Origin of the sequence: Actinocatenispora thailandica (genome assembly GCF_016865425.1) — a bacterium.
In the GTDB taxonomy this organism is placed as follows: domain Bacteria; phylum Actinomycetota; class Actinomycetes; order Mycobacteriales; family Micromonosporaceae; genus Actinocatenispora; species Actinocatenispora thailandica.
This window is the reverse complement of the sequence record NZ_AP023355.1, coordinates 1,152,734-1,173,039: the sequence shown is the minus strand read 5'-3', so window position 1 is coordinate 1,173,039 and position 20,306 is coordinate 1,152,734. Positions and strand designations below refer to the sequence as shown.

General features: G+C 74.8%; 18 protein-coding genes. 10 read left to right on the top strand and 8 right to left on the bottom strand.

Annotation, left to right across the window (positions count from 1 at the left end):
* Nucleotides 1–90: 90 nt before the first annotated feature.
* A complete protein-coding gene (locus Athai_RS05180; RefSeq protein ID WP_203960412.1) occupies nucleotides 91–1,029 on the bottom strand; it encodes a zinc-binding dehydrogenase in 939 nt (312 codons plus the stop codon).
* 80 nt (nucleotides 1,030–1,109) lie between these two features.
* Between Athai_RS05180 and Athai_RS05175 the strand changes: the two genes are divergently transcribed.
* Nucleotides 1,110–1,811 carry a TetR family transcriptional regulator gene (locus Athai_RS05175; RefSeq protein ID WP_239156734.1) on the top strand — a complete coding sequence of 234 codons (702 nt, stop codon included), beginning with the start codon at nucleotides 1,110–1,112 and terminating at the stop codon, nucleotides 1,809–1,811.
* A gap of 167 nt (nucleotides 1,812–1,978) precedes the next feature.
* Here Athai_RS05175 and Athai_RS05170 read toward each other — a convergent pair whose 3' ends face one another.
* Nucleotides 1,979–4,039, bottom strand: a complete 2,061-nt coding sequence (locus Athai_RS05170) for an amylo-alpha-1,6-glucosidase (RefSeq protein ID WP_203960411.1) — start codon at nucleotides 4,037–4,039, stop codon at nucleotides 1,979–1,981.
* A gap of 101 nt (nucleotides 4,040–4,140) precedes the next feature.
* Between Athai_RS05170 and folK the strand changes: the two genes are divergently transcribed.
* Nucleotides 4,141–4,668, top strand: a complete 528-nt coding sequence (folK, locus tag Athai_RS05165; RefSeq protein ID WP_203960410.1) for a 2-amino-4-hydroxy-6-hydroxymethyldihydropteridine diphosphokinase — start codon at nucleotides 4,141–4,143, stop codon at nucleotides 4,666–4,668.
* Nucleotides 4,669–4,808: 140 nt separating this feature from the next.
* Complete coding sequence (locus tag Athai_RS05160; protein ID WP_203960409.1) at nucleotides 4,809–5,792, top strand: DUF2804 domain-containing protein; 984 nt, start codon at nucleotides 4,809–4,811, stop codon at nucleotides 5,790–5,792.
* 270 nt (nucleotides 5,793–6,062) lie between these two features.
* Here the strand turns inward: Athai_RS05160 and Athai_RS05155 are convergent, their stop codons facing one another.
* Nucleotides 6,063–7,517 carry an MFS transporter gene (locus Athai_RS05155; RefSeq protein ID WP_203960408.1) on the bottom strand — a complete coding sequence of 485 codons (1,455 nt, stop codon included), beginning with the start codon at nucleotides 7,515–7,517 and terminating at the stop codon, nucleotides 6,063–6,065.
* A gap of 64 nt (nucleotides 7,518–7,581) precedes the next feature.
* Between Athai_RS05155 and Athai_RS05150 the strand changes: the two genes are divergently transcribed.
* The 3 genes from Athai_RS05150 (at nucleotide 7,582) to Athai_RS05140 (ending at nucleotide 11,009) form a co-directional block, all read left to right on the top strand.
* Nucleotides 7,582–8,382: an ArsR/SmtB family transcription factor gene (locus tag Athai_RS05150; RefSeq protein WP_203960407.1), complete on the top strand. Its 801-nt coding sequence runs from the start codon at nucleotides 7,582–7,584 to the stop codon at nucleotides 8,380–8,382.
* Between the two features lie 274 nt (nucleotides 8,383–8,656).
* The gene (locus tag Athai_RS05145; RefSeq protein WP_203960406.1) at nucleotides 8,657–9,490 is read left to right on the top strand and encodes a sigma-70 family RNA polymerase sigma factor; all 834 of its coding nucleotides are present in this window, start codon (nucleotides 8,657–8,659) and stop codon (nucleotides 9,488–9,490) included.
* A 70-nt stretch (nucleotides 9,491–9,560) separates the two neighbouring features.
* Nucleotides 9,561–11,009 (top strand): sugar porter family MFS transporter, encoded by a 1,449-nt coding sequence (locus Athai_RS05140; protein WP_203960405.1) that lies wholly within the window; start codon nucleotides 9,561–9,563, stop codon nucleotides 11,007–11,009.
* Nucleotides 11,010–11,037: 28 nt separating this feature from the next.
* On the opposite strand, the gene Athai_RS05135 is transcribed toward Athai_RS05140, so the two are convergent.
* Nucleotides 11,038–11,484: a MarR family winged helix-turn-helix transcriptional regulator gene (locus Athai_RS05135; protein ID WP_203960404.1), complete on the bottom strand. Its 447-nt coding sequence runs from the start codon at nucleotides 11,482–11,484 to the stop codon at nucleotides 11,038–11,040.
* Between the two features lie 53 nt (nucleotides 11,485–11,537).
* Here Athai_RS05135 and Athai_RS05130 point away from each other — a divergent pair, with 53 nt between their 5' ends.
* Nucleotides 11,538–12,635, top strand: a complete 1,098-nt coding sequence (locus Athai_RS05130; protein WP_203960403.1) for an FAD-dependent oxidoreductase — start codon at nucleotides 11,538–11,540, stop codon at nucleotides 12,633–12,635.
* A gap of 201 nt (nucleotides 12,636–12,836) precedes the next feature.
* Here the strand turns inward: Athai_RS05130 and Athai_RS05125 are convergent, their stop codons facing one another.
* From Athai_RS05125 to pdhA, 3 genes are all read right to left on the bottom strand, one after another.
* Entirely contained in the window at nucleotides 12,837–14,126 is a 1,290-nt protein-coding gene (locus Athai_RS05125; protein WP_203960402.1) for a dihydrolipoamide acetyltransferase family protein, read from the bottom strand.
* A gap of 64 nt (nucleotides 14,127–14,190) precedes the next feature.
* Nucleotides 14,191–15,219: an alpha-ketoacid dehydrogenase subunit beta gene (locus tag Athai_RS05120; protein WP_239156733.1), complete on the bottom strand. Its 1,029-nt coding sequence runs from the start codon at nucleotides 15,217–15,219 to the stop codon at nucleotides 14,191–14,193.
* A 55-nt stretch (nucleotides 15,220–15,274) separates the two neighbouring features.
* Nucleotides 15,275–16,324, bottom strand: a complete 1,050-nt coding sequence (pdhA, locus tag Athai_RS05115; RefSeq protein ID WP_203960401.1) for a pyruvate dehydrogenase (acetyl-transferring) E1 component subunit alpha — start codon at nucleotides 16,322–16,324, stop codon at nucleotides 15,275–15,277.
* Between the two features lie 125 nt (nucleotides 16,325–16,449).
* Between pdhA and Athai_RS05110 the strand changes: the two genes are divergently transcribed.
* Nucleotides 16,450–17,088 (top strand): TetR/AcrR family transcriptional regulator, encoded by a 639-nt coding sequence (locus tag Athai_RS05110; RefSeq protein ID WP_203960400.1) that lies wholly within the window; start codon nucleotides 16,450–16,452, stop codon nucleotides 17,086–17,088.
* A 100-nt stretch (nucleotides 17,089–17,188) separates the two neighbouring features.
* On the top strand, nucleotides 17,189–17,929 hold the full coding sequence (locus Athai_RS05105; RefSeq protein WP_203960399.1) for a Type 1 glutamine amidotransferase-like domain-containing protein: 741 nt from the start codon (nucleotides 17,189–17,191) through the stop codon (nucleotides 17,927–17,929).
* A gap of 114 nt (nucleotides 17,930–18,043) precedes the next feature.
* Here the strand turns inward: Athai_RS05105 and Athai_RS05100 are convergent, their stop codons facing one another.
* Nucleotides 18,044–18,430, bottom strand: coding sequence for a VOC family protein (locus Athai_RS05100; protein WP_203960398.1), 387 nt, complete (start codon nucleotides 18,428–18,430; stop codon nucleotides 18,044–18,046).
* A gap of 123 nt (nucleotides 18,431–18,553) precedes the next feature.
* On the opposite strand from Athai_RS05100, the gene Athai_RS05095 reads away from it, so the two are divergent.
* On the top strand, nucleotides 18,554–20,263 hold the full coding sequence (locus tag Athai_RS05095) for an alpha-amylase family glycosyl hydrolase (protein WP_239157353.1): 1,710 nt from the start codon (nucleotides 18,554–18,556) through the stop codon (nucleotides 20,261–20,263).
* The last annotated feature ends 43 nt before the right edge of the window (nucleotides 20,264–20,306 follow it).

Genomic DNA, 20,306 nt, shown 5'->3' with positions numbered 1-20,306 from the left:
GCCGCGCAAGGACCGCGCCCGACGCACGGCCCGGACGAGAAACGGCGCCAGATCGACGGCAGCTGGGAGCCGCTGCGTGACGGGCGCGCCTCAGGGGACGAGGAGGGTCTTACCGAGGGTGCGACGGGTCTCGATGGCGGCGTGCGCGGCGGCGGCCTCGGCGAGCGCGAAGCGCTGGCCGATCGTCGGGCGCAACCGCCCCGCGGCAGCGAGCGCCAGCGCCTCCGCCGACCGGGCCCTCGCACCCCCCGCCCCGAACGAGACCGCGGACAGCGGCACCACCTCGACCCCGGCGTCGGTCGGCGGCGTGCTCATCGCGCCGCTCGCCGCACCGTGCACGACATATCGCGCTCCGGCGCGGGCCAGCGGAAACGCGGCCGCACCGAGCGCACCGCCGACACCGTCGAACACCACGTCGACGGCGCCGACCCGGTCGGCCCAGCCATCGGCCGTGTAGTCGACGACGGCCGCGGCACCGACCCGCCCGGCGAGCGCGCGCTTGGCCGCACTCCCGGCGGCGCCCACGACCTCGGCACCGGCGTTCCGGGCCAGCTGCACCAGCAGGCTGCCCAGCCCGCCGCCGGCGGCCAGCACGAGCACCCGGTCGCCGGCCCTGATGCGGGCGGCGGCGGCCAGCGCGATCGCGGTACGGCCGTCGGCGAGCAACGCGGCGGCGTCGTCCAACGGCACCGCGGCCGGCACGTCGATCAGCTCCTCGACCGGCACCACGGCCAGCTCGGCGTAGCCACCGCTGCCACCGGTCACCGCGACGACCCGCCGGCCGACCAGCTCGCCCGGTGCGCCGGGCCCCACCGCGCGGACCACCCCGGCGGTGCCGTTGCCCGGCACGTACGGCAGCTGCCGGGCCGCGGGTGGGCCGCCACCAGCACGGATCTGGGTCTCCACGAAGGTGATCGGGCACGCCTGCGCCGCGATCGACACCTGGCCCGGCGCGGGGACCGGGTCGGGCACCCGCTCGATCCGCAACACCCCCGGCCCACCCCACTGCCGCTGCAGCACCGCCCGCATGGCCCCTCCCACTTTTATCGGAGCGAAACGCTCCGATAAAAGCTAGCGCGACCGGCGACCACCGGCAATACGCTGTGCCGGTGAGCCAGGACAACCCGGCCGGCACCCGGGGCGACGCACCGCCCGACCGGCACGATGCGGCGGCGGGCCCGCCCGGCATCGGACGGCCGCACGAGCGGCGGCGCGGGCGGCAGGCGGAGGCCGCCCGCAACGACCGGCTGGTGCTCGACGCCGCCCGGGAGGTCTTCGCGAGCCAGGGGTTCGCCGCGCCGGTGGCGGCCGTCGCCGCCCGGGCCGGCGTCGGAATGGGCACCCTGTACCGGCGGTACGGCAGCAAGACCGAACTGTTGCAGCGACTCTGCGTGCTGGCCATGACGCAGGCCAGCGCCGCCGCCGAGCAGGCGCTGGCCGCCGACGATCCGTGGGTCGCGCTCACCGGATACATCACCGAGCGGGTCGGGTTCCGGTCCGGCGCGCTCGCCCCGCTGGCCGGCACGATCCCGGTCACCGACGAGATGCTGGCCGCCGCCCGGCACGGCCGCCGGCTGCACAGCCGGGTGGTCGGCCGGGCCCATCGCGCCGGCGTACTGCGGCACGACGTCACCGCGGTGGACATCGCGCTGCTCATCGAACACTTCAGCCGGCGCGCCCCGGACGAGCTCACCGGCAGCGGCGACCGGCTGCTCGCGATCGCGATCGCCGGCCTGCGCCCCACCGACGAGCCGGAACTGCCCGAACCCGCGCCGGGCTGGCACGCCTACGAGCAGCGCTGGCACGGCTGAGGCAGGACCAGCCAGCTCGCCCGAGCACGGCACCGAATCGGCGGCAACGGCCGACCCGCGGCGCCGGCCCGCAACGCCGCCCGCTCGGCGCACGGTCGTCCAAGCGGCCACGGCGGCACCGCCACGGGACCGCAACAGCTGGACTCGGCCGGTGCTTCGAGGCGGACCTAGGCGGGCCCGGTCGCGACGGCGAGGTCGGGGGCGGCGAGGTCGACGGTGGCCGAACCGTCGGCGGCGACCTGGATCGACAGCGGCGCACCGGCCACCCGCAGCCCGGAGACCGCCAGCGGGAACCACGCGGCGAACGCCGGGTCCGGCGCCACCGTGAGCGACCCGTTCGGTACGTCGGGGCGCAGCCCGAGCGCCGCCGCGAGCAGCGCCACCGGTGCCGCCGCCGCCCACGCCTGCGGCCGGCACGAGGCCGGGTAGGCGAGGACCGGCTCGCTCCGGCCGGTACCGGCGAACAGCTCCGGCAGCCGGTGGCCGAACGCGGGCGCGGCGGCGAGCAGCCCGCCGGCCAGCCGGGCGGCGAGCGCACCGTGCCCCTCCGCGGCGAGCCCGGTGACCGCGACGGCGGTGTCGTGCGGCCACACCGAACCGGTGTGGTAGCCGAGCGGGTTCGCCCCGGCGACGTCGGCGGAGAGGGTACGCAGCCCGTACGTGTCGGCGAGATCGGCGGCGCCCAGCCGGTGCGCCACCGCCGCCGCCTCGTCGGCGTCCAGCAGGCCGGTACCGAGCAGGTGCCCGAGGTTGGAGCTCGCCACCGGCACCGGCCGCTTCGCCCCGTCCAGCGCGAGCGCCGGGAACCGGCCGTGCGCGTCGGACACCCAGTAGGCGGCGCGGAACCGGTCGCGCAGCCGGTCGGCGAACTCGGTGAGCCGCGCCGCGGTGTCCGCGTCGGCGCCGTCGCCCAGCGCGGTCAGCAGCGCGGCACCCGCCCGCGCCGCCTGGTGGTCGTACGCCTGCGCCTCGCACAGCGCGATGGGCGCCGCGGCGAGCGTGCCGTCCGGGAACTGCACCGCGTCCGGCGAGTCCTTCCAACCCTGATTGACCAGGCCGGATCCGCTCTCGTCGAGGTACTCGGCGAAGCCGTCACCGTCCGCGTCGGCCGGGCCGGACAGCCAGCCGAGCGCCGCGCGCAGCGCCGGCAGCAGCGCGCGGACCTCCGCCGCCGGCATCCCCCACCGCCACGCCTCGTGCAGCGTCACCACCCACAGCGCGGTGGCGTCGATGGTGCCGTAGTAGCGCGGCGGCAGGTCGACCCCACCGGACTCGTCCCGCACCTCGTGGATGATCTTGCCGGGCGCCTCGCCGGTGGCCGGATCGTCCCGGCGGCCCTGGTTGCGGGCCAGGATGCGCAGCGTCCCGGCGGCCAGTTCGGTGCCCAGCGGCAGCAGCATCCGGGCCGCCCACAACGAGTCCCGGCCGAACAGGGTGAAGAACCACGGTGAGCCGGCGGCCAGGAACACATCGCCCGACGGGTCGTGGTCGGTCATCGCCAGCCCGGCGAGGTCGGCCACGCCGCGCTCGATCGCACGGTCCAGGTCCGGTGCCGCAGAACGAACCCGGGGCACCGACCAGGGCGGCGCGGGCGCGGCCCGGAACGGCCCGGAGCGCCCCTCGCCGGTGGCCCGCAGCGTCACCGTCCACCGCGTGCCCGGGTCCAGGGTGAGCTGCCAACCCAGCCGGGCCGCGTCGTCGTCGAGCAGCACCTCGTCCGGCGGCACGTCGATCCGGAGCGACACGCCGCCCGCCTGCCGCGGCGCGGCGAACCGCAGCGTGCTGTCGGCGTCGCGCCGCGGCGGCGCCGGCGGCACCCGGTCGCCACGCTTGATCGCGGGCAGGCCGGCGAGGTCGGCACCGACCCGCAGCGCCAGCATGGTGCGCACCGGCGCGTGCGCCCGGCTGCGTACCGTGATGCGCTCGGTCAGGCCGTCCGCGGTCACGGTGCGAACCCGGTGCACCAGCACCGTCGGGTCGGCGCCGGGGTCCCCGAGCTGCCGGGCGACGGCGGTGAAGGTCACCTCGTCCGCAGCGCCCAGCCGGTAGCCGAGCGGGGTCGGCTCGACGCCGTCGAGCGTCACGGTCAGCTCGGCGAGGATGCGCCGGTCGGCGCTCAGCACCCCCTGGGTGCCGCCGGGCCGCAGCTGGCCGTCCGCGCCGGACAGCGCCACCGTGGGCGCCGCCAGCACCGTGACCAGCTCGTGCAGGAATGGCTGTGGCCGCACCGTGTCTCCCTCGCCGAGGCTTCGTGTCCAGGGTATCGGCACCCGAAGTCCGATCGGCGCCGGCAACACCGGTACGGCAGACTGGCAGCGGGGGTGATCGGATGAGCCGGGCGGTGCTGGCGCTGGGGGCGAACCTCGGCGACCGGGAGGCCACGCTGCGGGCCGCGCTGCGCGGCCTGGGCGAGCGGCTGGTCGCGGTGTCCAGCGGTTACCAGACGCCGCCGTGGGGCGACCCGGACCAGCCGCCCTACCTCAACGCCGTCGCGGTCGTCGAGGACGACGCGCTGGACGCCGACGGCTGGCTGGCGCTGGCGCACCGGCTGGAGACCGCCGGTGGCCGGATCCGCGACCCCGCCCGGCGGTACGGGCCGCGCACCCTCGACGTCGACGTGATCGCGGTGTGGCGCACCGGTTCCGGCGCCGGCCGGGAGCCGGTCGTGCGGGACGACCCGGCACTCACGCTGCCGCACCCAAGGGCGCACCTGCGCGCGTTCGTCCTGGTGCCCTGGGCGGAGATCGAACCCGACGCGCAGTTGCCCGGGCACGGCCCGATCACCGATCTGCTGGGCACCGAGGCGGTCGCCGCCGACGTACCGGGCGTGACGCGCCTCGGCCCGCTCACCGGGTGAGCCGCCCGGCACCGCGCGGCACCAACACCACACCGCATCGCCGCCGCACCACACCGCATCGCAGCGCGTCGGCACCGCACTGCGGCGCTTCGACACCGCGCGGCAGCGCGTCCACAGTGGACCGACGGTAGGGTGTGCGGATGGCCATCCGGGAACGCGAGATCACCGAGCCGGTCGAGCTGTGCACCGACCGGGGCCGGCTCAACCCGGCCGCGGTCGGCTGGACCCGCACCCCGCTGCACCGCGCCAACCTGCGCGGCTGGGGCCGGACCAAGCGCTGGGAGTACTGGGGTGTCGTCACTCCGCGGCACCTGATCGGGCTGACCGTGTCGTCGCTGGACTACGCCGCGCTGCACGAGATCTGGATCCGGGACCGGGAGACCGGAGTGGAGCACGGCCGACAGGCGGTGGTGCCGCTCGCCCGCGGCGCCGTGCTGCCGGATCGCAGCGGCGCCGGTACCGTCGTCGGTTCGGCCGGCGCGCTGCGGATCCGGATCGAGCAGGGCCCGGCCGGCTCCGTGATCAGCGCGCGAGTGCCCGACGTCGAGCTGGAGCTGACCGTCCCGCTGCCCGCCGGGCACGAGTCGCTCGGCGTGGTGGTGCCGTGGAGCGCTCGGCGCTTCCAGTACACCGTCAAGGATCTCGGCCGCCCGGTGCACGGCACGTTGCGGCTCGGCGACGCCGAACACCGCATCGACGCGGCCGGCTCGTTCGCCGTGCTGGACCACGGCCGCGGGCGCTGGCCGTACCGGATCTCGTGGAACTGGGCGGCCGGCTGCGCGCCCGGCCGCGGTCTGCAGCTCGGCGGCCGGTGGACCGCAGGTACCGGCTCGACCGAGAACGCGCTGTTCGTCGACGGCCGGCTGCACAAGATCGGCGCCGAGCTGACCTGGGAGTACGACCCGGGTGACTGGCGCGCGCCGTGGCGGATCCACGGCGACGGCGTCGACGTGCGGTTCGTTCCCTCTCATGTCAAGGCATCCGGTACGAACCTCGGCGTGGTCGCCTCCGCCACCCACCAGTGCTTCGGCCACTTCGCGGGTTGGGCGACCACCGACGACGGGACGCGCGTCGACCTGCCCCGCCTGGTCGGCTGGGCCGAGGAGGCCAACCAACGCTGGTGACCGGCCGCCGAGAACGATCTCCGGGCCGAGCGCGAAGCTGACCGGGGCGAGCGCACCGCCCGGGTCGGCGGTCGGCGGTCAGCGGTCAGCGGTCAGCGGTCAGCGGTCAGCGGTCAGCGGTCAGCGGTCAGCGACCGATCGTGCTCGACGCGGACGGCCACGAGCCGCGCAGCATCGACACCGACGGCACCGCGGCGTCGTCGCGGCGCGCCGCCGCGAGCCTGGACGCCGACCCGGGTGCACGTGTCGAGCTACAGATCGCCGGCCACCTCACGGCGCGACCCGCCGCCGCGACCCGGATCGGCCCCCGGCGGTGGGGTGGCCCGCACCGCGACCGCCCGGGACCGCGGCGCCGGGCGCGCCGGCGGGTACCACCCGGTGGGCCACGACCGCGGCACCCAGCCAGAGCAGCGCGGCGGCGACCCCGAGCCGGTGCAGCCCGGCGACGAACCGGCCCGGGTCGGCCGCCGCACCGACGACCGCGCCGAACACCGCGACCCCCAGCGCGGTACCGGCCTGCCGGGCGGTGTTGACCATCCCGTTGGCGAGACCGGCCCGGCCGGGTGGCGCGGCCCGCAGCGCAGCGGCCACCACCGGGGCGGTGAACAGGCCGACGCCCACGCCGACCCCGAGCAGCGTCGGCAGCAGCCGCAGGTACCCGCCGGCACCGAGCCCGGCCGCCCCGGCGGGCACGGCGAGCAGCCCGACCTCGCCGGCGGCGGCCAGCAGGGCGCCGGCGAGCATCGGCCGGCGCGGACCGTACCGGGCGGTGAGCCGGCCGGCGACCGGGGACAGCGCCACCAGCGGTACGAAGATCGGCACCAGCAGCAGGCCCGCCGTCGCCGGCGACACCCGGCGTACCGACTGCAGGTAGAGCGTGACCGCGAACAGCGTGCCGTTGGTGGCGAGGTTCATCGTCGACGCGAGCAGGTTCGCGCCGGTGAACGCCCTGCCGCGCAACGCGTCCAACGGCAGCGTCGCCGCCGCGACGCGCCGCTCGACGGCGACCAGGCCGGCGCCGGCGCACACCGCCACCACGGCAGCCGCGGCCACGAGCGCCCCGCCGGCCGCACGCCCGGCGCCGATCACCGCGTACACCAGGGCGGCCAGCGCGACGGCCACCAGCCCGGCGCCGGCCGGGTCCAGCCGCCGGGCCCGGTCGGCGCGCCCGGCCGGGACCGCGAGCAGGATCGCGGCCAGCACGGCGAGCACGATCGGCGGGTTCAGCCAGAAGATCGACCGCCAGCCCAGCAGCTGCACCAGCACGCCGCCGAGCAGCGGGCCGGCCGGCAGGGCGAGCGACGACACACCCGCCCAGACACCGAGGGCGCGCGCCTGCTCGGCCCGCCCGGGGTACGCGTCGGTGATCACCGCGACGCTGCACGGCAGCAGCAGCGCGGCGCCCGCGCCCTGCCCGGCGCGGGCCCCGGCGAGTACCGCGAGGTCGGGCGCCAGCGCGCAGACCACGCTGGCGGTGCCGAACACCAGCAGCCCGACGAGAACGGCGCGCCGGTGACCGATCCGGTCACCGATCGCGCCACCGGACAGCAGCAGCGCGGCCAGCGCGATCGTGTACGCGTCGATCACCCACTGCACGCCGCCGGTGCCGGTGGACAGTCCGGCCGCGATCGCCGGCACCGCCACGTTGATCACCGACACGTCCAGCAGCACCAGGAACATCCCGGCGCACATCAGCAGCAGGGTGCGTTTCGGCCGCCTCGTCATGCCACCACGGTGGTACCGGAACACTTCCGTACCGGTGGAAGTGTCGCCGTGGCAGGCTCGGTGCATGGCAGCCCGAGGCATCCCCGGCGGGGACGTGGACGTGTCGCAGGTGGCGGCACTGTTCGCGGACCGGACCCGGGCACGGGTGCTGACCGCGCTCGCGGACGGGCGGGCGCTGCCGGCGAGCGTGCTGGCGGCGGAGGCGGGGGTGACCGCGCAGGCGGCGAGCGCCCAGCTGGCCCGGTTGCTGTCGGCGGGACTGATCAGCGTGGAACGCTCCGGCCGGCACCGCTACTACCGGATCGCGGGATCGCAGGTCGCGGCGGTGTTGGAGGCGCTCGCCCGGATCTCCCCCACCGAGCCGGTGCGGTCGCTGCGGCAGGGCACCCGGGCCGCCGCCCTGCGCGCCGCGCGGACCTGCTACGACCACCTGGCCGGCCGGCTCGGGGTGCAGGTGTTGCAGGGCCTGCTGGACCGGGGTGCGCTGATCGCCACGGACGGCGTCGGCACGCCCCGGCGGCGGGCCGGTGACCGGTTGTCGCAGCAACTGCGCACCCACCCGTACCGGCTGGGCCCGACCGCGGCGGACGTGTTCGGCGCGCTGGGCGTACCGGACGCGCGGCTGGCACCGGCGCCGGGTGGCCGGCCGCTGCTGCGCGCCTGCCTGGACTGGAGCGAGCAGCAGCACCACCTGGCCGGCCGGCTCGGCGCCGACCTGCTCGCCGGCCTGCTCGGCCACGGCTGGCTGATCCGGTCGCCGGGTCGGCGGGCGGTGCGGCTGACCCCGGCCGGTACGGCCGGACTGTCCAGCATCCTGGGCGTCAGCGCCGGGCTGTCCCGGTCCGAACCGGCCCGCCGGGCCTGAGCGGTCGCCGTCTCGCGCGCGGGTTCGCCCGCCGCGGCGACGAGTTCCGGCAATCCGGGCCGATGCCCGGCACGCGGTCTTAGCATCGGTTCCGGGACGCAGCAACGGTTTCGGCGGATCGTCGACGGCCGTGTGGTCGTGTCGTGCCAGCGCGGGGGTGGCGAACGGGGCGGTGCGTGCCGTCCGGCGGCGCCGCCCGGGCGCTGGCCGCCGGAGGGTGCACCCGCCGCGGTTGCGGGCGGTACGCGGTGCACCGGGCGCGGGGGGTGGCGCGGTGACAGCAACGGTCCAGGATCGCGGCGAGGACGAGGATGCGCTGCGGGTGCTGGAGTCGCTCGCCCGGTTGCCCGCCGGCGACCCGGACCGGCAGCGGCACCGGGAGGCGGCGATCCGCGCGTTCCTGCCGCTGGCCCGGCGGCTCGCCCACCGGTACGCGCACACCAGCGAGGACCCGCAGGACCTGGTGCAGGTGGCGACGGTGGCGCTGATCTGCGCGGTCGACCGGTACGACCCGGAGCACGGGAACTTCTACGCGTACGCGGTGCCGACGATCCGCGGCGAGTTGAAGCGGTACTTCCGGGACCGGTGCTGGATGATCCAGCCACCGCGGTCGATTCAGGAGCTGCGGCACGGGATCAACGGGGCCCGGCAGCGGCTGGTCGGGGAGCTGGGCCGGACACCGACGGTGCCGGAACTCGCCGCGGCGGTCGGTACCAGCGTGTCGCGGGTGCGCGAGGCGATCGGCGCCGGGCAGGGCTACCAACCGGTGTCGCTGAACCTCTCGTGCCCCGGCCCGGACGGGACCGGCGGTACCGAACTGGCGGAGCTGATCGGCGGCCCGGACCCGGCGGTGGAATCGGTGCCCGAGCGGGTGTCGCTGCCGGGTGCGCTGGCCCAGCTCACCGACCGGGATCGGGCGGTGATCGTGCAGCGTTTCGTGCACCGGCGCACCCAGGTCCAGATCGGCCGGTCGCTCGGCATCTCGCAGATGCACGTGTCCCGGCTGATCGCACGGGCGCTCGCGCAGTTGCGGGCCTACCTGGAGGGTGCGGAGCCGGTACCGCCGGTGACGCCGCGGCTGCGGGGTGGTCACCGGCAGGCCGCCTGACGCCCCGGTTTCGCATGCACCGATCGGGGTAGTCGGTGAAGCATTCGGACGGATCGGGAGGTGGGCGGCAATGGCCGAGCCGGTGGGCGCAACCGTTCTGGACCGGTTGGATCAGCGAACACCGACCCGGTTCTACTGGTCGCTGACCATCCTCGCCACGATCGGCGGTTTCCTCTTCGGCTACGACACGTCCAACATCGGGGCGGCGCTGAACTTCGTCCCGTTCCACCTGTCCGGGTTCGCGCTGGGCTATCTGGTGGCCGGTACGTCGATCGGTGCCGCCGCCGGAGCGCTGGCCGCCGGCCCGTTGACCGACCGGTTCGGCCGCAAGTCGCTGCTGATCGCCGACGCCGCGATCTACGCCGCCGGTTCGCTGCTCGCCGGGCTCTCCTGGCACGCCTGGGTACTGATCATCGCCCGGACCCTGATCGGCCTCGCGATCGGCGCCGACTCGGCGATCGCGACCGCCTACATCGCCGAGTACGCGCCGGCCGGCAAGCGCGGTTCGCTGAGCCTGCTGCAGCAGTGGATGATCACCATCGGGATCCTGGTGTCGTACCTGGTGGCGCTGCTGATCCTGAAGATCGCGCCCGGCGCGGCGACGACCATCGACTGGCGGCTGATGTTCGCGCTCGGGGCGCTGCCGGCGATCATCGGGCTGATCTTCCGGACCCGGATGCCGGAGTCGCCGCGCTGGCTGCTGCACCACGGCAAGTTCGACAAGGCGCGGCAGTCCCTCGGCATGCTGGGCGTGCAGACCACCGACGATCAGATCGAGGCGGCGGCCCGGGAGGTCGCCGAGCGCGAACGGCAGGAGAAGGTGCAGCGCCGGCGGCGGTGGACCCCGGCGGTGCGGCGCGCGGTGATCATCGTCGCGGTCTTCTTCGTCTTCCAGCAGATCACCGGCATCAACGTACCGCTGTACTACGGCCCGACGCTGCTCGCGCCGATCCTCGGCGGGGCGCATTCGACCGTGGCGCAACAGATCCAGGCGGTCGAGATCACCTCGATCATGACGGTGATCAACGTCGGCGCGACCTATTTCGGCTTCAAGTACATCGACCGGCTGGGCCGGCGCAAGATGTCCATCGGCGGCTACGGCGGGATGATCGTGTCGGCGCTGATCGCCGCCGCCGGCCTGGGGCTCTTGCACGGCACCGGCGAGATCGTCGTCGGGATGATCGGGCTGTGCCTGTTCATCGCGTCGTTCGCGGTCGGCGTCGGTGGTACCGGCTGGCTGCTGCAGGGCGAGTCGTTCCCGACCGAGGTGCGCGGCCGGGCCGCGGCGATCTGCGCGACCGCGGACTGGATGGCGAACTTCGCGCTGATCCAGGTGTTCCCGGTGTGGCAGGCCGGGATCGGGCTGCCCTGGGTGCTGGTCTGCTTCGCCGGGCTGGCCGCGATGGCGATCGTGTTCATCTCGATCTTCCTGCCGGAGACCAAGGGGCTGCCGGTCGAGGAGGTGGTCCGCCGCTACGAGCGGCACGCCGCCCCCGGCGCCGCGGAGATGACCAACTGACCCGCTCGCGGCCCACCGCGGCGGCCCGTCACTCGCGGGCGGCGGCATGCTCGATGAACCGGTCGAGCAACTCGTGCAGCTGCTCGCGCTCGGCCGTGGACAGCGGCGCGAACAGCTCGGCCAGCACCGCGTCGGTGGCGTGCACCGCGGCGGCGAGACGGTCCCGCCCGGCCGCGGTCAGGTGCACGGCGTAGCTGCGCCGGTCGCGCTCGTTGCGGCGGCGCTCGGCGAGGCCCTGCCGTTCGAGTTCGTCGACGATCAGCACCATCGAGGACTTGTCGAGCTGGAGCCGGTCGACCAGGGCGCGCTGGCTGAGTGGGCCGTCCTCGGCGAGCGCGCCGAGGACACCGAGGTGCCGGAGCTCGACGCCATGGTCACGCAGCGCGCGGTTGGCAGCGGCCCGGGCGTACCGATGGGCGAGGTAGAGCTGGTTGCCCAGGGCGGCGTCCAGTGCCGGGGAGGGTGTCGTCGTCACCCGGTGAATATTACACCGATGACAGATGATCTGAACTCAGATAGTCTCAACTCATGCATACAGTGATCGTGGGCGCCGGACTCGCCGGCCCGCTCCTCGCCCAGGGCCTGCGCCGCGCCGGCCACGACGTCGTGGTCCACGAACGCGACGAGCCCGACCGACCCGACCAGGGGTACCGGATCGCCATCGCCCCCGAGGGCGACCTGGCGCTGCGCGCCTGCCTGCCGCCGGACGCGTACCAGCGGGTCCTCGACACCGCCGGGAAGCGCGGATCCGGCTGGCGGGTGCTCGACCCGCAGCTGCGGGTGGTCCAGGAGACGCTGGTACCGCCCTCCCCCGACGAGGAGCGGGACGGGCGGCACCTCACCGTCGACCGGCAGACCCTGCGCCGGATCCTGCTCGACGGCCTGGAGGTGCGCTACCGTGCCCCGTTCGAGCGGTACGAGCTGCTCGCCGGCGGCCGGGTCCGGGCCCACTTCGGCGACGGTACAAACGTCGAGACCGACCTGCTCGTCGGCGCCGACGGCACCCACTCCCGGGTCCGGCCGCAGCTGCTGCCGGACGCGGAGATCGTCGAGCTCGGCCAGACCGAGATCTTCGGCAAGACGCCGCTGACCGACCGCGCGCGCGAACTCGCGCCGGCCGTGGCGCTCGACGGGTTCTGCGTGGTGACCGGCCCGGACGGCCGGTTCATGCCGCTGGCCGCGCACGAGTTCCGCACCGGCGGGGACGACTACCTGATGTGGGTGGTCGCCGGCCCCAGCGAGCTGTTCCCGGCCGATCTGTCCACCATGGACAAACTCGACCGGCGCGCGCACGCGGCGCGACTCGTCGCGGACTGGCATCCGCATCTCGCGGCGCTGGTGCGGCTCGGCGATCCGGCCACCGTGGGCAGCACGACCATCCGTACCGCGAAGCCGGTGCCGCACTGGCGGACCGTGCCGGTGACGCTGCTCGGCGACGCGGCGCACACCATGGTGCCGCAGGGCACCAGCGCGGCGGTCGCACTGCGCGACGCCGGGCTGCTGTGCCGGCGGCTCACCGAGCGCGGCGACCGCTCGTTGCTGGACGCGGTCGAGAGCTACGAGACCGAGATGCTCGACTACGGCTTCGCCGAGGTGGACCGCTCGCTGCGGTCGGCCTCGGCCTGAGCCGGCACCTCGACGCCATCCGGTGCTTGCAGCCGACGGCGGAGCCGGTTCGCCGCAGCCCACCCGCCGCCGGCGGAGCCGGTTCGCCGCAGCCCACCCGCCGATGGCGGAGCCGGTTCGGCGCGTCCGTGCCGATCCGGGTCGAGGTACCCACCCGGATCGGCACGGACGCGCCGCCGTCCCGACCGGACGGCGGTGCGGTCAGACGATCGCGAGCCAGGGGTTCTCCAGCAGCCGGGCCAGATCGGCCAGGAACTGCGCCCCCTGGGCGCCGTCCACGACCCGGTGGTCGACCGACAGCGTCACCGTCATCCGCTTGACCACGGCCACCGCGCCGTCCACCACGCCCGGCTCCTCGCGGAGCGCGCCGACCGCCAGGATGCCCGCCTCCGGCGGGTTGATCACCGCGGTGAACTGGTCCACCCCGAACATGCCGAGGTTGCTGACGGTGAACGTGGAGCCGGACATCTCGGCCGGCGACAGCTTGCGGTCCCGGGCCTTGCCGGCCAGCTCCCGCGCGGCGCCGGCGATGTCGGTCAGGCTCCGGGTGTCCGCGTCCCGCAGCACCGGCACGACCAGCCCGGCCGGGGTGGCGACCGCCATCCCGACGTGCACCCGCTTGTGCGTGACGATCGCGTCCTCGCCGAACGACGCGTTCATCTCCGGGTGCTGCCGCAACGTCACCGCCACCGCGCGCAGCACGATGTCGTTCAGGCTGATCTTCGGCCGCTCCGCGGCGACCAGCTTCGCGTTCAGCTCGGCACGCAACTGCCCCATCGGCCCGGCGTCGACGGTACGGGTGAGGTAGAAGTGCGGCGCGGTGCGCATGCTGTCGGCCAGCCGGCGCGCGATGGTGCGCCGCATCGAGCCGAGCGGCGTCACCTCGTCGTCCTCGGTCACCGGTACGGCAACGGCGGCGGCCGGCTCGGCCGGGGCCGCCGCGGGCGCGGCCGGCGCCGGGGTGGCGGCCAGCCGGTCCAGATCGGCGCGGATGATCCGGCCGCCGGGGCCGCTGCCGGTCACGGCGCCGAGGTCGACGCCGGACTCCCGCGCCAGCCGGCGCACCAGCGGCGTCGCCCGGACCCGAGATCCGTTGGCCCGCACCGGATCCGCGGCAGGCGCCGACGGGCCGGCGGGTGCCGGCGCGGCGGCCGCCGCGGTTTCCTCGGCGGCGGCTTCGGTCGGCCGGGCGGGTGCCTCGGCCGGTGCCGACCCCTCGACGGCTCCGGCCGACCCCGCGGGCGGCTGCTCCGGCTCGCCCGCCACCCGCAGCCGGCCGATCGGTGCACCGATGTCCGCCGAACCACCCTCCGGCACCAGGATCTCGGTGAGCACACCGTCCTGATAGGACTCGTGCTCCATCAGCGCCTTGTCGGTCTCGATCTCCACCAGAGTCTCGCCGGCATGCACCTCGTCACCGACCTTGGCACGCCAGCTCGCGACGACGCCTTCCTCCATGGTGTCGGACAGGCGCGGCATCAGGATGTCCATCGTGTTCTCCGTCTCGACGCGGCGGGAGCGCCCACAGTGGACGTTCCCGCCGACGATCCAGTGGTCAGCCGCGGCCGGTGGCACGCAGGGTCTGCTCGGCGGCGACGACGATGTCGTCCACCGCGGGCAGGGCGGCGGTCTCCAACGACTTCGCGTACGGCAGCGGGACCTCGGCCATCGCCACCCGGCGCACCGGCGCGTCCAGCCAGTCGAACGCGCCGTCGGAGATGGACGCGGCCACCTCGGCACCGATCCCGTACGTCAGCCAGTCGTCCTCGACGACCACGGCGCAGCTGGTCTTGCGTACCGACTCGACGACGGTGCGGCGGTCCAGCGGGCGCAGGCTGCGCAGGTCGACCACCTCGGCGTCGAACCCCTTGGCGGCCAACCGGTCCGCGGCGTCCAGCGCCATCCGGGCGGTGCGCGAGTAGCCGATCAGGGTGATGTCGGTGCCGGGCCGGCTGATCGCCGCGCGGCCGATCTCGACCGGTGTGTCGTCGTTCGGCACCTCGCCCTTGGTGTTGTACAGCGCGAGGTTCTCCAGGAACAGCACCGGGTCGTCGTCGCGGATCGCGGCGAGCAGCAGCCCCTTGGCGTCCGCCGGGTTCGACGGCGCGACGACCTTCAGGCCTGGCGTGAAGGCGTAGAACAGCTCGACGTTCTGCGAGTGCGTCGCGGCGAGCTGCTGCCCGCCGCCGCCCGGCGTGCGGATCACCAGCGGCACCTTCGCCTGGCCGCCGAACATGCCGTAGATCTTCGCCGCGTGGTTGATGATCTGGTCCAGCGCCAGCAGCGAGAAGTTGATCGTCATGACCTCGACGATCGGCCGCAGGCCGAGCATCGCGGCACCGACCGCGGCGCCGGTGAACCCCTCCTCGGCGATCGGGGTGTCCTTCACCCGCTTCGGGCCGAACTCGTCGAGCAGCCCGGCGGTGATCTTGTACGACCCCTCGAAGCGGCCGATCTCCTCGCCCATCAGCAGGACGTTCTCGTCCCGCAGCAGCTCGGCACGCAGCGTGTCGTGCAGCGCCTGCCGGTAGCTCATCGTCGTGGTGCCGGCGGTGGCCGGCGAAACCGTCGTCGGCGCGCTCATCGCCGCTCCTCCTTCGCCGGACCGCCGATGCGGCCCGAAATCGCGCCGTACCCGCTCACTGCGCCACCACCTCGGGGAACAGCGGCTCGGCCGGGCGGCGCCGGGTGTCGTTGGGCACCGGGCTCGCGTACGTGTAGTCGAACAGCGTGCCGACCTCGGGCTTCGGGCTCGACTCGGCGAACTCGACCGCCTTGGTCACCACCGTGGCCACGTCCTGCTCGATCGCGGCGAGCTTCTCGTCGCCGACACCGGCGGTCTGCAACTGGTCGTGCAAAGCCACCACCGGGTCGGCCCTGCGCACCGCGGCGACCTCCTCGGCCGACCGGTACGTCGCCGGGTCGACCACCGAGTGGCCGCGCAGCCGGCCCACCGTGGCCTCCAGCAGGAACGGGCCCTTGCCGGACCGGGCGTGCGCGGCGGCGTCGCGCATCGCGTCCCGTACCGCGGTCACGTCGTTGCCGTCCACCCGCGCCGAGGCCATCCGGTAGGCGGCGCCGCGCTTGTGCAGCTCGGGTTCGGCGGACGACATCTCGACCGTGGTGCCCATCCCGAGCGCGTTGTTGACCACCGCGAACACGATCGGCAGCTGCCAGAGCGCGGCGATGTTCAACGCCTCGTGGAACGCACCGATGTTGGTCGCGCCGTCGCCGAGCTGGCACAGCACGATCTCGTCGGTCTCCTTGTACTGCAGGGCCAGCGCGGCGCCGGTCGCGAGCGGCAGCTGCCCGCCGACGATGCCGTACCCGCCGAGCTGGCGGGTCTCGACGTCGAACAGGTGCATCGAGCCGCCCCAGCCGCGGGAGACGCCGTCGGAGCGGCCGTACAGCTCGGCCATCACGCGGCCCGGGTCCATCCCGCGCAGCAGCGCGTACCCGTGGTCGCGGTAGCTGACGAACAGGTAGTCACGGGCCTCGATGCCGTCCATCAGGCCGACGACGGTGGCCTCCTCACCGAGGTTGAGGTGGCAGTAGCCACCGATCTTCGCCTCGGTGTAGGCGCGCGCGGTACGCTCCTCGAACCGTCGGACCAGCAGCATCCGCCGGTAGAACTCGGTCAGCTGCTCGACGTCGGGTTTGTCACTCGCGCCGGATTTCCGCCTCGCCACGGCAGTCCTCTCACGCCCACCGGGGTCACCGGATGGAGCACGACTCGGTAATGAAACGATGCCGTGACATTATCTATCCGAGTGGCCGGCCGGCAAGCGGCCCCCCTCGGACCGGGATGGAGACCGTGACCACAACCCGTGCCCGCCGTCCCGCGCGCCGCGGGCGGCCACCGGAGGCCGAACGCGCGGCCCGCCGGGACGCGCTGCTGGCCACCGCACAACGGCTGTTCCTGCGCCTCGGCTTCGGCCGTACCACCATCGATGCCGTCGCCGCCGAGGCGCACGTCGCGAAGCGCACCATCTACGACACGGTCGGTGACAAGACCGACCTGTTCGTCGCGGTGGTGCGCCGGCTCAGCGACGAGGTGCTCGCCGCGCTGCCGGCACCCGACTCCCCCACCGGCCGGGACGACCTGCGCGAGTTCTCCCGTACCCTGCTCGGCGCGTTGCTGACCGACGAGGCCGTCGGGATGAAACGGCTGATGATCGCCGAGGCCGGGCACTTCCCGGAGATCGCCGAGCGGTTGTACGACAACGGGCCGCGCCGCTACATCGAGATGCTGCGCGCCCTGCTCCCGCCCTGCCTGCCGGACGCCACCGACACCGAACTGGACGCCACCGCCGAGGACCTGTTCGCCGGCCTGCTCGGGGAGCCGCACCGGCGCCGACTGTTCGGCGTCGCACCCGCACCCACGCCGGAACAGATCGCCACCCAGGTCGACCGCGTCCTCCCCCGCTTCCTCCCGGCCGAACCCGGGGCCTGACCAGCGGCACCCGGTCGGGCCTGACAAGCCCGGACGACACCCGCCCGATCGGCGCCGGCGGCCTGGACGGGAGGCGCCACCGTCCGGAAGAGTGCGCGGGATGAGGATCCTGCTCACCTCCGCCGGCGTCCAGAACGCCACCATCCGGGACGCGCTGGTCGACCTGCTGGGCAAGCCGATCGCCGAGGCCCGCGCCCTGTGCGTGCCCACCGGGATCTACCCGTTCCCCGGCGGGCCCGACCTGGCCGGCCGGATGATCCGCGGGCTGACCCCGAGCCCGCTGTGCGACCTGGGCTGGAAGTCGCTGGGAATCCTCGAACTCACCGCCCTGCCCAGCATCGACCGGGACGTGTGGACCGCCGGAGTCCGGGAGACCGACGCGCTGCTGGTCTGGGGCGGTGACCCGCTCTACCTCGCGCACTGGATGCGGCAGTCCGGGCTGACCGACCTGCTGCCGTCGCTCCGGCCCGAAGCCGTGTACGTCGGGGTGAGCGCCGGCGCGATGGCGGCGACGGCCCTGTTCGGCGAGACCTACCCGGAACCGCCCAACGGCACCGGCACCCCGCTCACCACGGAGCACGTCGCGTTCCCCACCCCCGACGGCCCCGCAGACCGCACCTTCGTCACGGCCCGGGGCGCCGGGTTGGTCGACTTCGCCGTGATCCCGCACCTCGACCACGAACACCACCCCGACGCCTCGCTGGCCAACGCGGCAACCTGGGCCGCGAAACTGCCGGTACCGACGTACGCGATCGACGACGAGTCCGCCGTCACGGTCGTCGACGGCGCCGTCGAGGTGGTCTCCGAGGGGCACTGGCGCCGGTTCGACCCGGCATCCTGAACCGCCGGGACGGACCGCAGGCGACCACCACGTGCTCCCGGAACCGGCGCTCGCCGGCCCTGGCACCCGGTCGAGACGCGGTTCAGGCGGCGGCAGGCAGCGCGAACGGGCCGGTCAGGCCGGCGGGGCACCGTGGTGGACGGCCTCGACGTTGTGGCCGTCGGGGTCGCGCAGGAACACCGCGTAGTAGCCGGGGTGATATTCCGGCCACTCGCGCGGCGCGTGCAGCACCTCCACCCCCGCGTCGACGGCGGCGGCGTGCACCGCGTCGACCGCGGCCCGGTCGGCCGCCGGGAACGCGAGGTGCAGCTCCCGGGTCTCCGCGCCCTGCGCCGGGGAAAACCACAGCGCCGGCTGGTCGCCGGTGGCGAGCGCCACGACCAGCGCGCCGTCGTGCTCGAACCGCACCGCCTCGCGCATCCCCAGCGGCGCGAACATGCGCAGAAAGAACGCCACCGACGCCTCGACGTCGGCCACCTGAATTCCCACGTGATCGAACATGCGCCGGACGCTAGCCGACCGGTACGACATCGAGTCGCGGTTCGGTGCGGTGCCGGCGAAACGGCGCGGAGCGCGGCGCCCGGTTCGTACCATGGCGGCAGGGGTCGACCGGGAGGCGCGGTGATGGACGGTCCGGTGCCGGGGTGGCTCGCCGACACGGTGCTCTACCAGCTCTACCCGCAGTCGTTCGCGGACGGCAACGGCGACGGCATCGGTGACCTGGCAGGCATCGTCGACCATCTGGACCACCTGGCGTGGCTGGGCGTCGACACGGTGTGGATCACGCCGTGCTTCGTCTCGCCGTTCCGCGACGCCGGCTACGACGTGGCCGACCACTTCACCATCGCGCCCCGCTACGGCGGGAACGACGACCTGGCCGCGCTGGTCGACGCGGCCCGCGGGCACGGCATCCGGGTGCTGCTCGATCTCGTCGTCGGGCACACCTCCGACCGGCATCCGTGGTTCCGGGCCGCGATCGACGACCCGGACGATCATCGCTACATCTGGGCCGACCGGTCCGAGCCGCCGCCGGGCTTCGTCGCCTCGCCCGGCACCCGCCCCGGCGGCTACCTGCCGAACTTCTTCGACTTCCAGCCGAAGCTGAACTTCGGGTACGGGCGGGCGAACCCCGCCGAGCCGTGGCGGCAGCCGGTGGACGCGCCCGCACCGCGGGCGAACCGGGCCGCGGTCCGCGAGATCATGGACTTCTGGCTGGGCCGCGGGGTCGCCGGGTTCCGGGTCGACATGGCGTCCTGGATGGTGCGCGACGACCCGGAGTGGGTCGAGACCGCGAGGCTCTGGCAAGAGATCCGGGGATGGCTCGACGCGACGCATCCGGACGCGGTGCTGATGTCGGAGTGGGGCGACCCGCGGATCGCGGTACCGGCCGGGTTCCATGCCGACTTCTTCCTGCACGTGGGCGGCGACGGCAACGGCCGGCCGCTGCGCTCGCTGTGGGACACCGGCGACGGCGTCCGGCGCGACGACTGGGGCCGGCTCGACTGCTACTTCGACCCGGACGGCCGGGGCAGCCCGGCCGCGTTCCTCGCCGCCTGGCGGGAGGCCGTCGACGCGATCGGGGACGCCGGTTTCGTCGCGCTGCCCACCGCCAACCACGACTTCGACCGGCTGTGCTGCGGCCGGCGTACCGCGGAGCAGTTGCCGGCGGCGTTCTGCTTCCTGCTGACCTGGCCGACGCTGCCGGCGATCTACTACGGCGACGAGATCGGCATGCGGTACCTGCCGGACCTGCCCGACGTGGAGGGCAGCGTGACGGTGCCCGGGTACAACCGGGCCGGCTCGCGCACCCCGATGCAGTGGTCCGGCGGGCCGGGGGCCGGCTTCTCCACCGCGCCGCCGAACCGGCTGTACCTGCCGCCGGATCCCGATCCGCGCCGGCCGACCGTGGCCGCGCAGCGGGCCGATCCGGGTTCGCTGCTGCACGTGGTGCGGCGGTTGATCGAGCTGCGCCGGCACACCCCGCAGCTCGGCGCGCGCGGCTCGGTACGGGTGCTGCACGCCGGCTACCCGCTGGTCTACCTGCGTGGCGACCGGTTCCTGGTGGTGGTCAACCCGCGCCGGGCGCCGGCCCGGATCGGCCTGCCGCGACCGGTGCGCGGTACCCCGGTGCTCGGGGGCGGTGTCCGGTTGGCCGACGGCGGCACCGGCGCACCGGCCGGCGGCCGACCAGCCAGCAGCGGGCCGGGCGGCGACGCCGCACCGAACGGCGGCGGGCCGGGCGGCGCCGGTGGCAGGCCGGGCGGGGACCGGGTGCTGGCCGACGGGTTCGGCTACGCGGTGCTGCTGCTCGACGAGCCGTACCCGCCGGCCTGACGCCGCAGCCACCGGCCGGGCCGCGCGGTGGGGCCGCCACCTC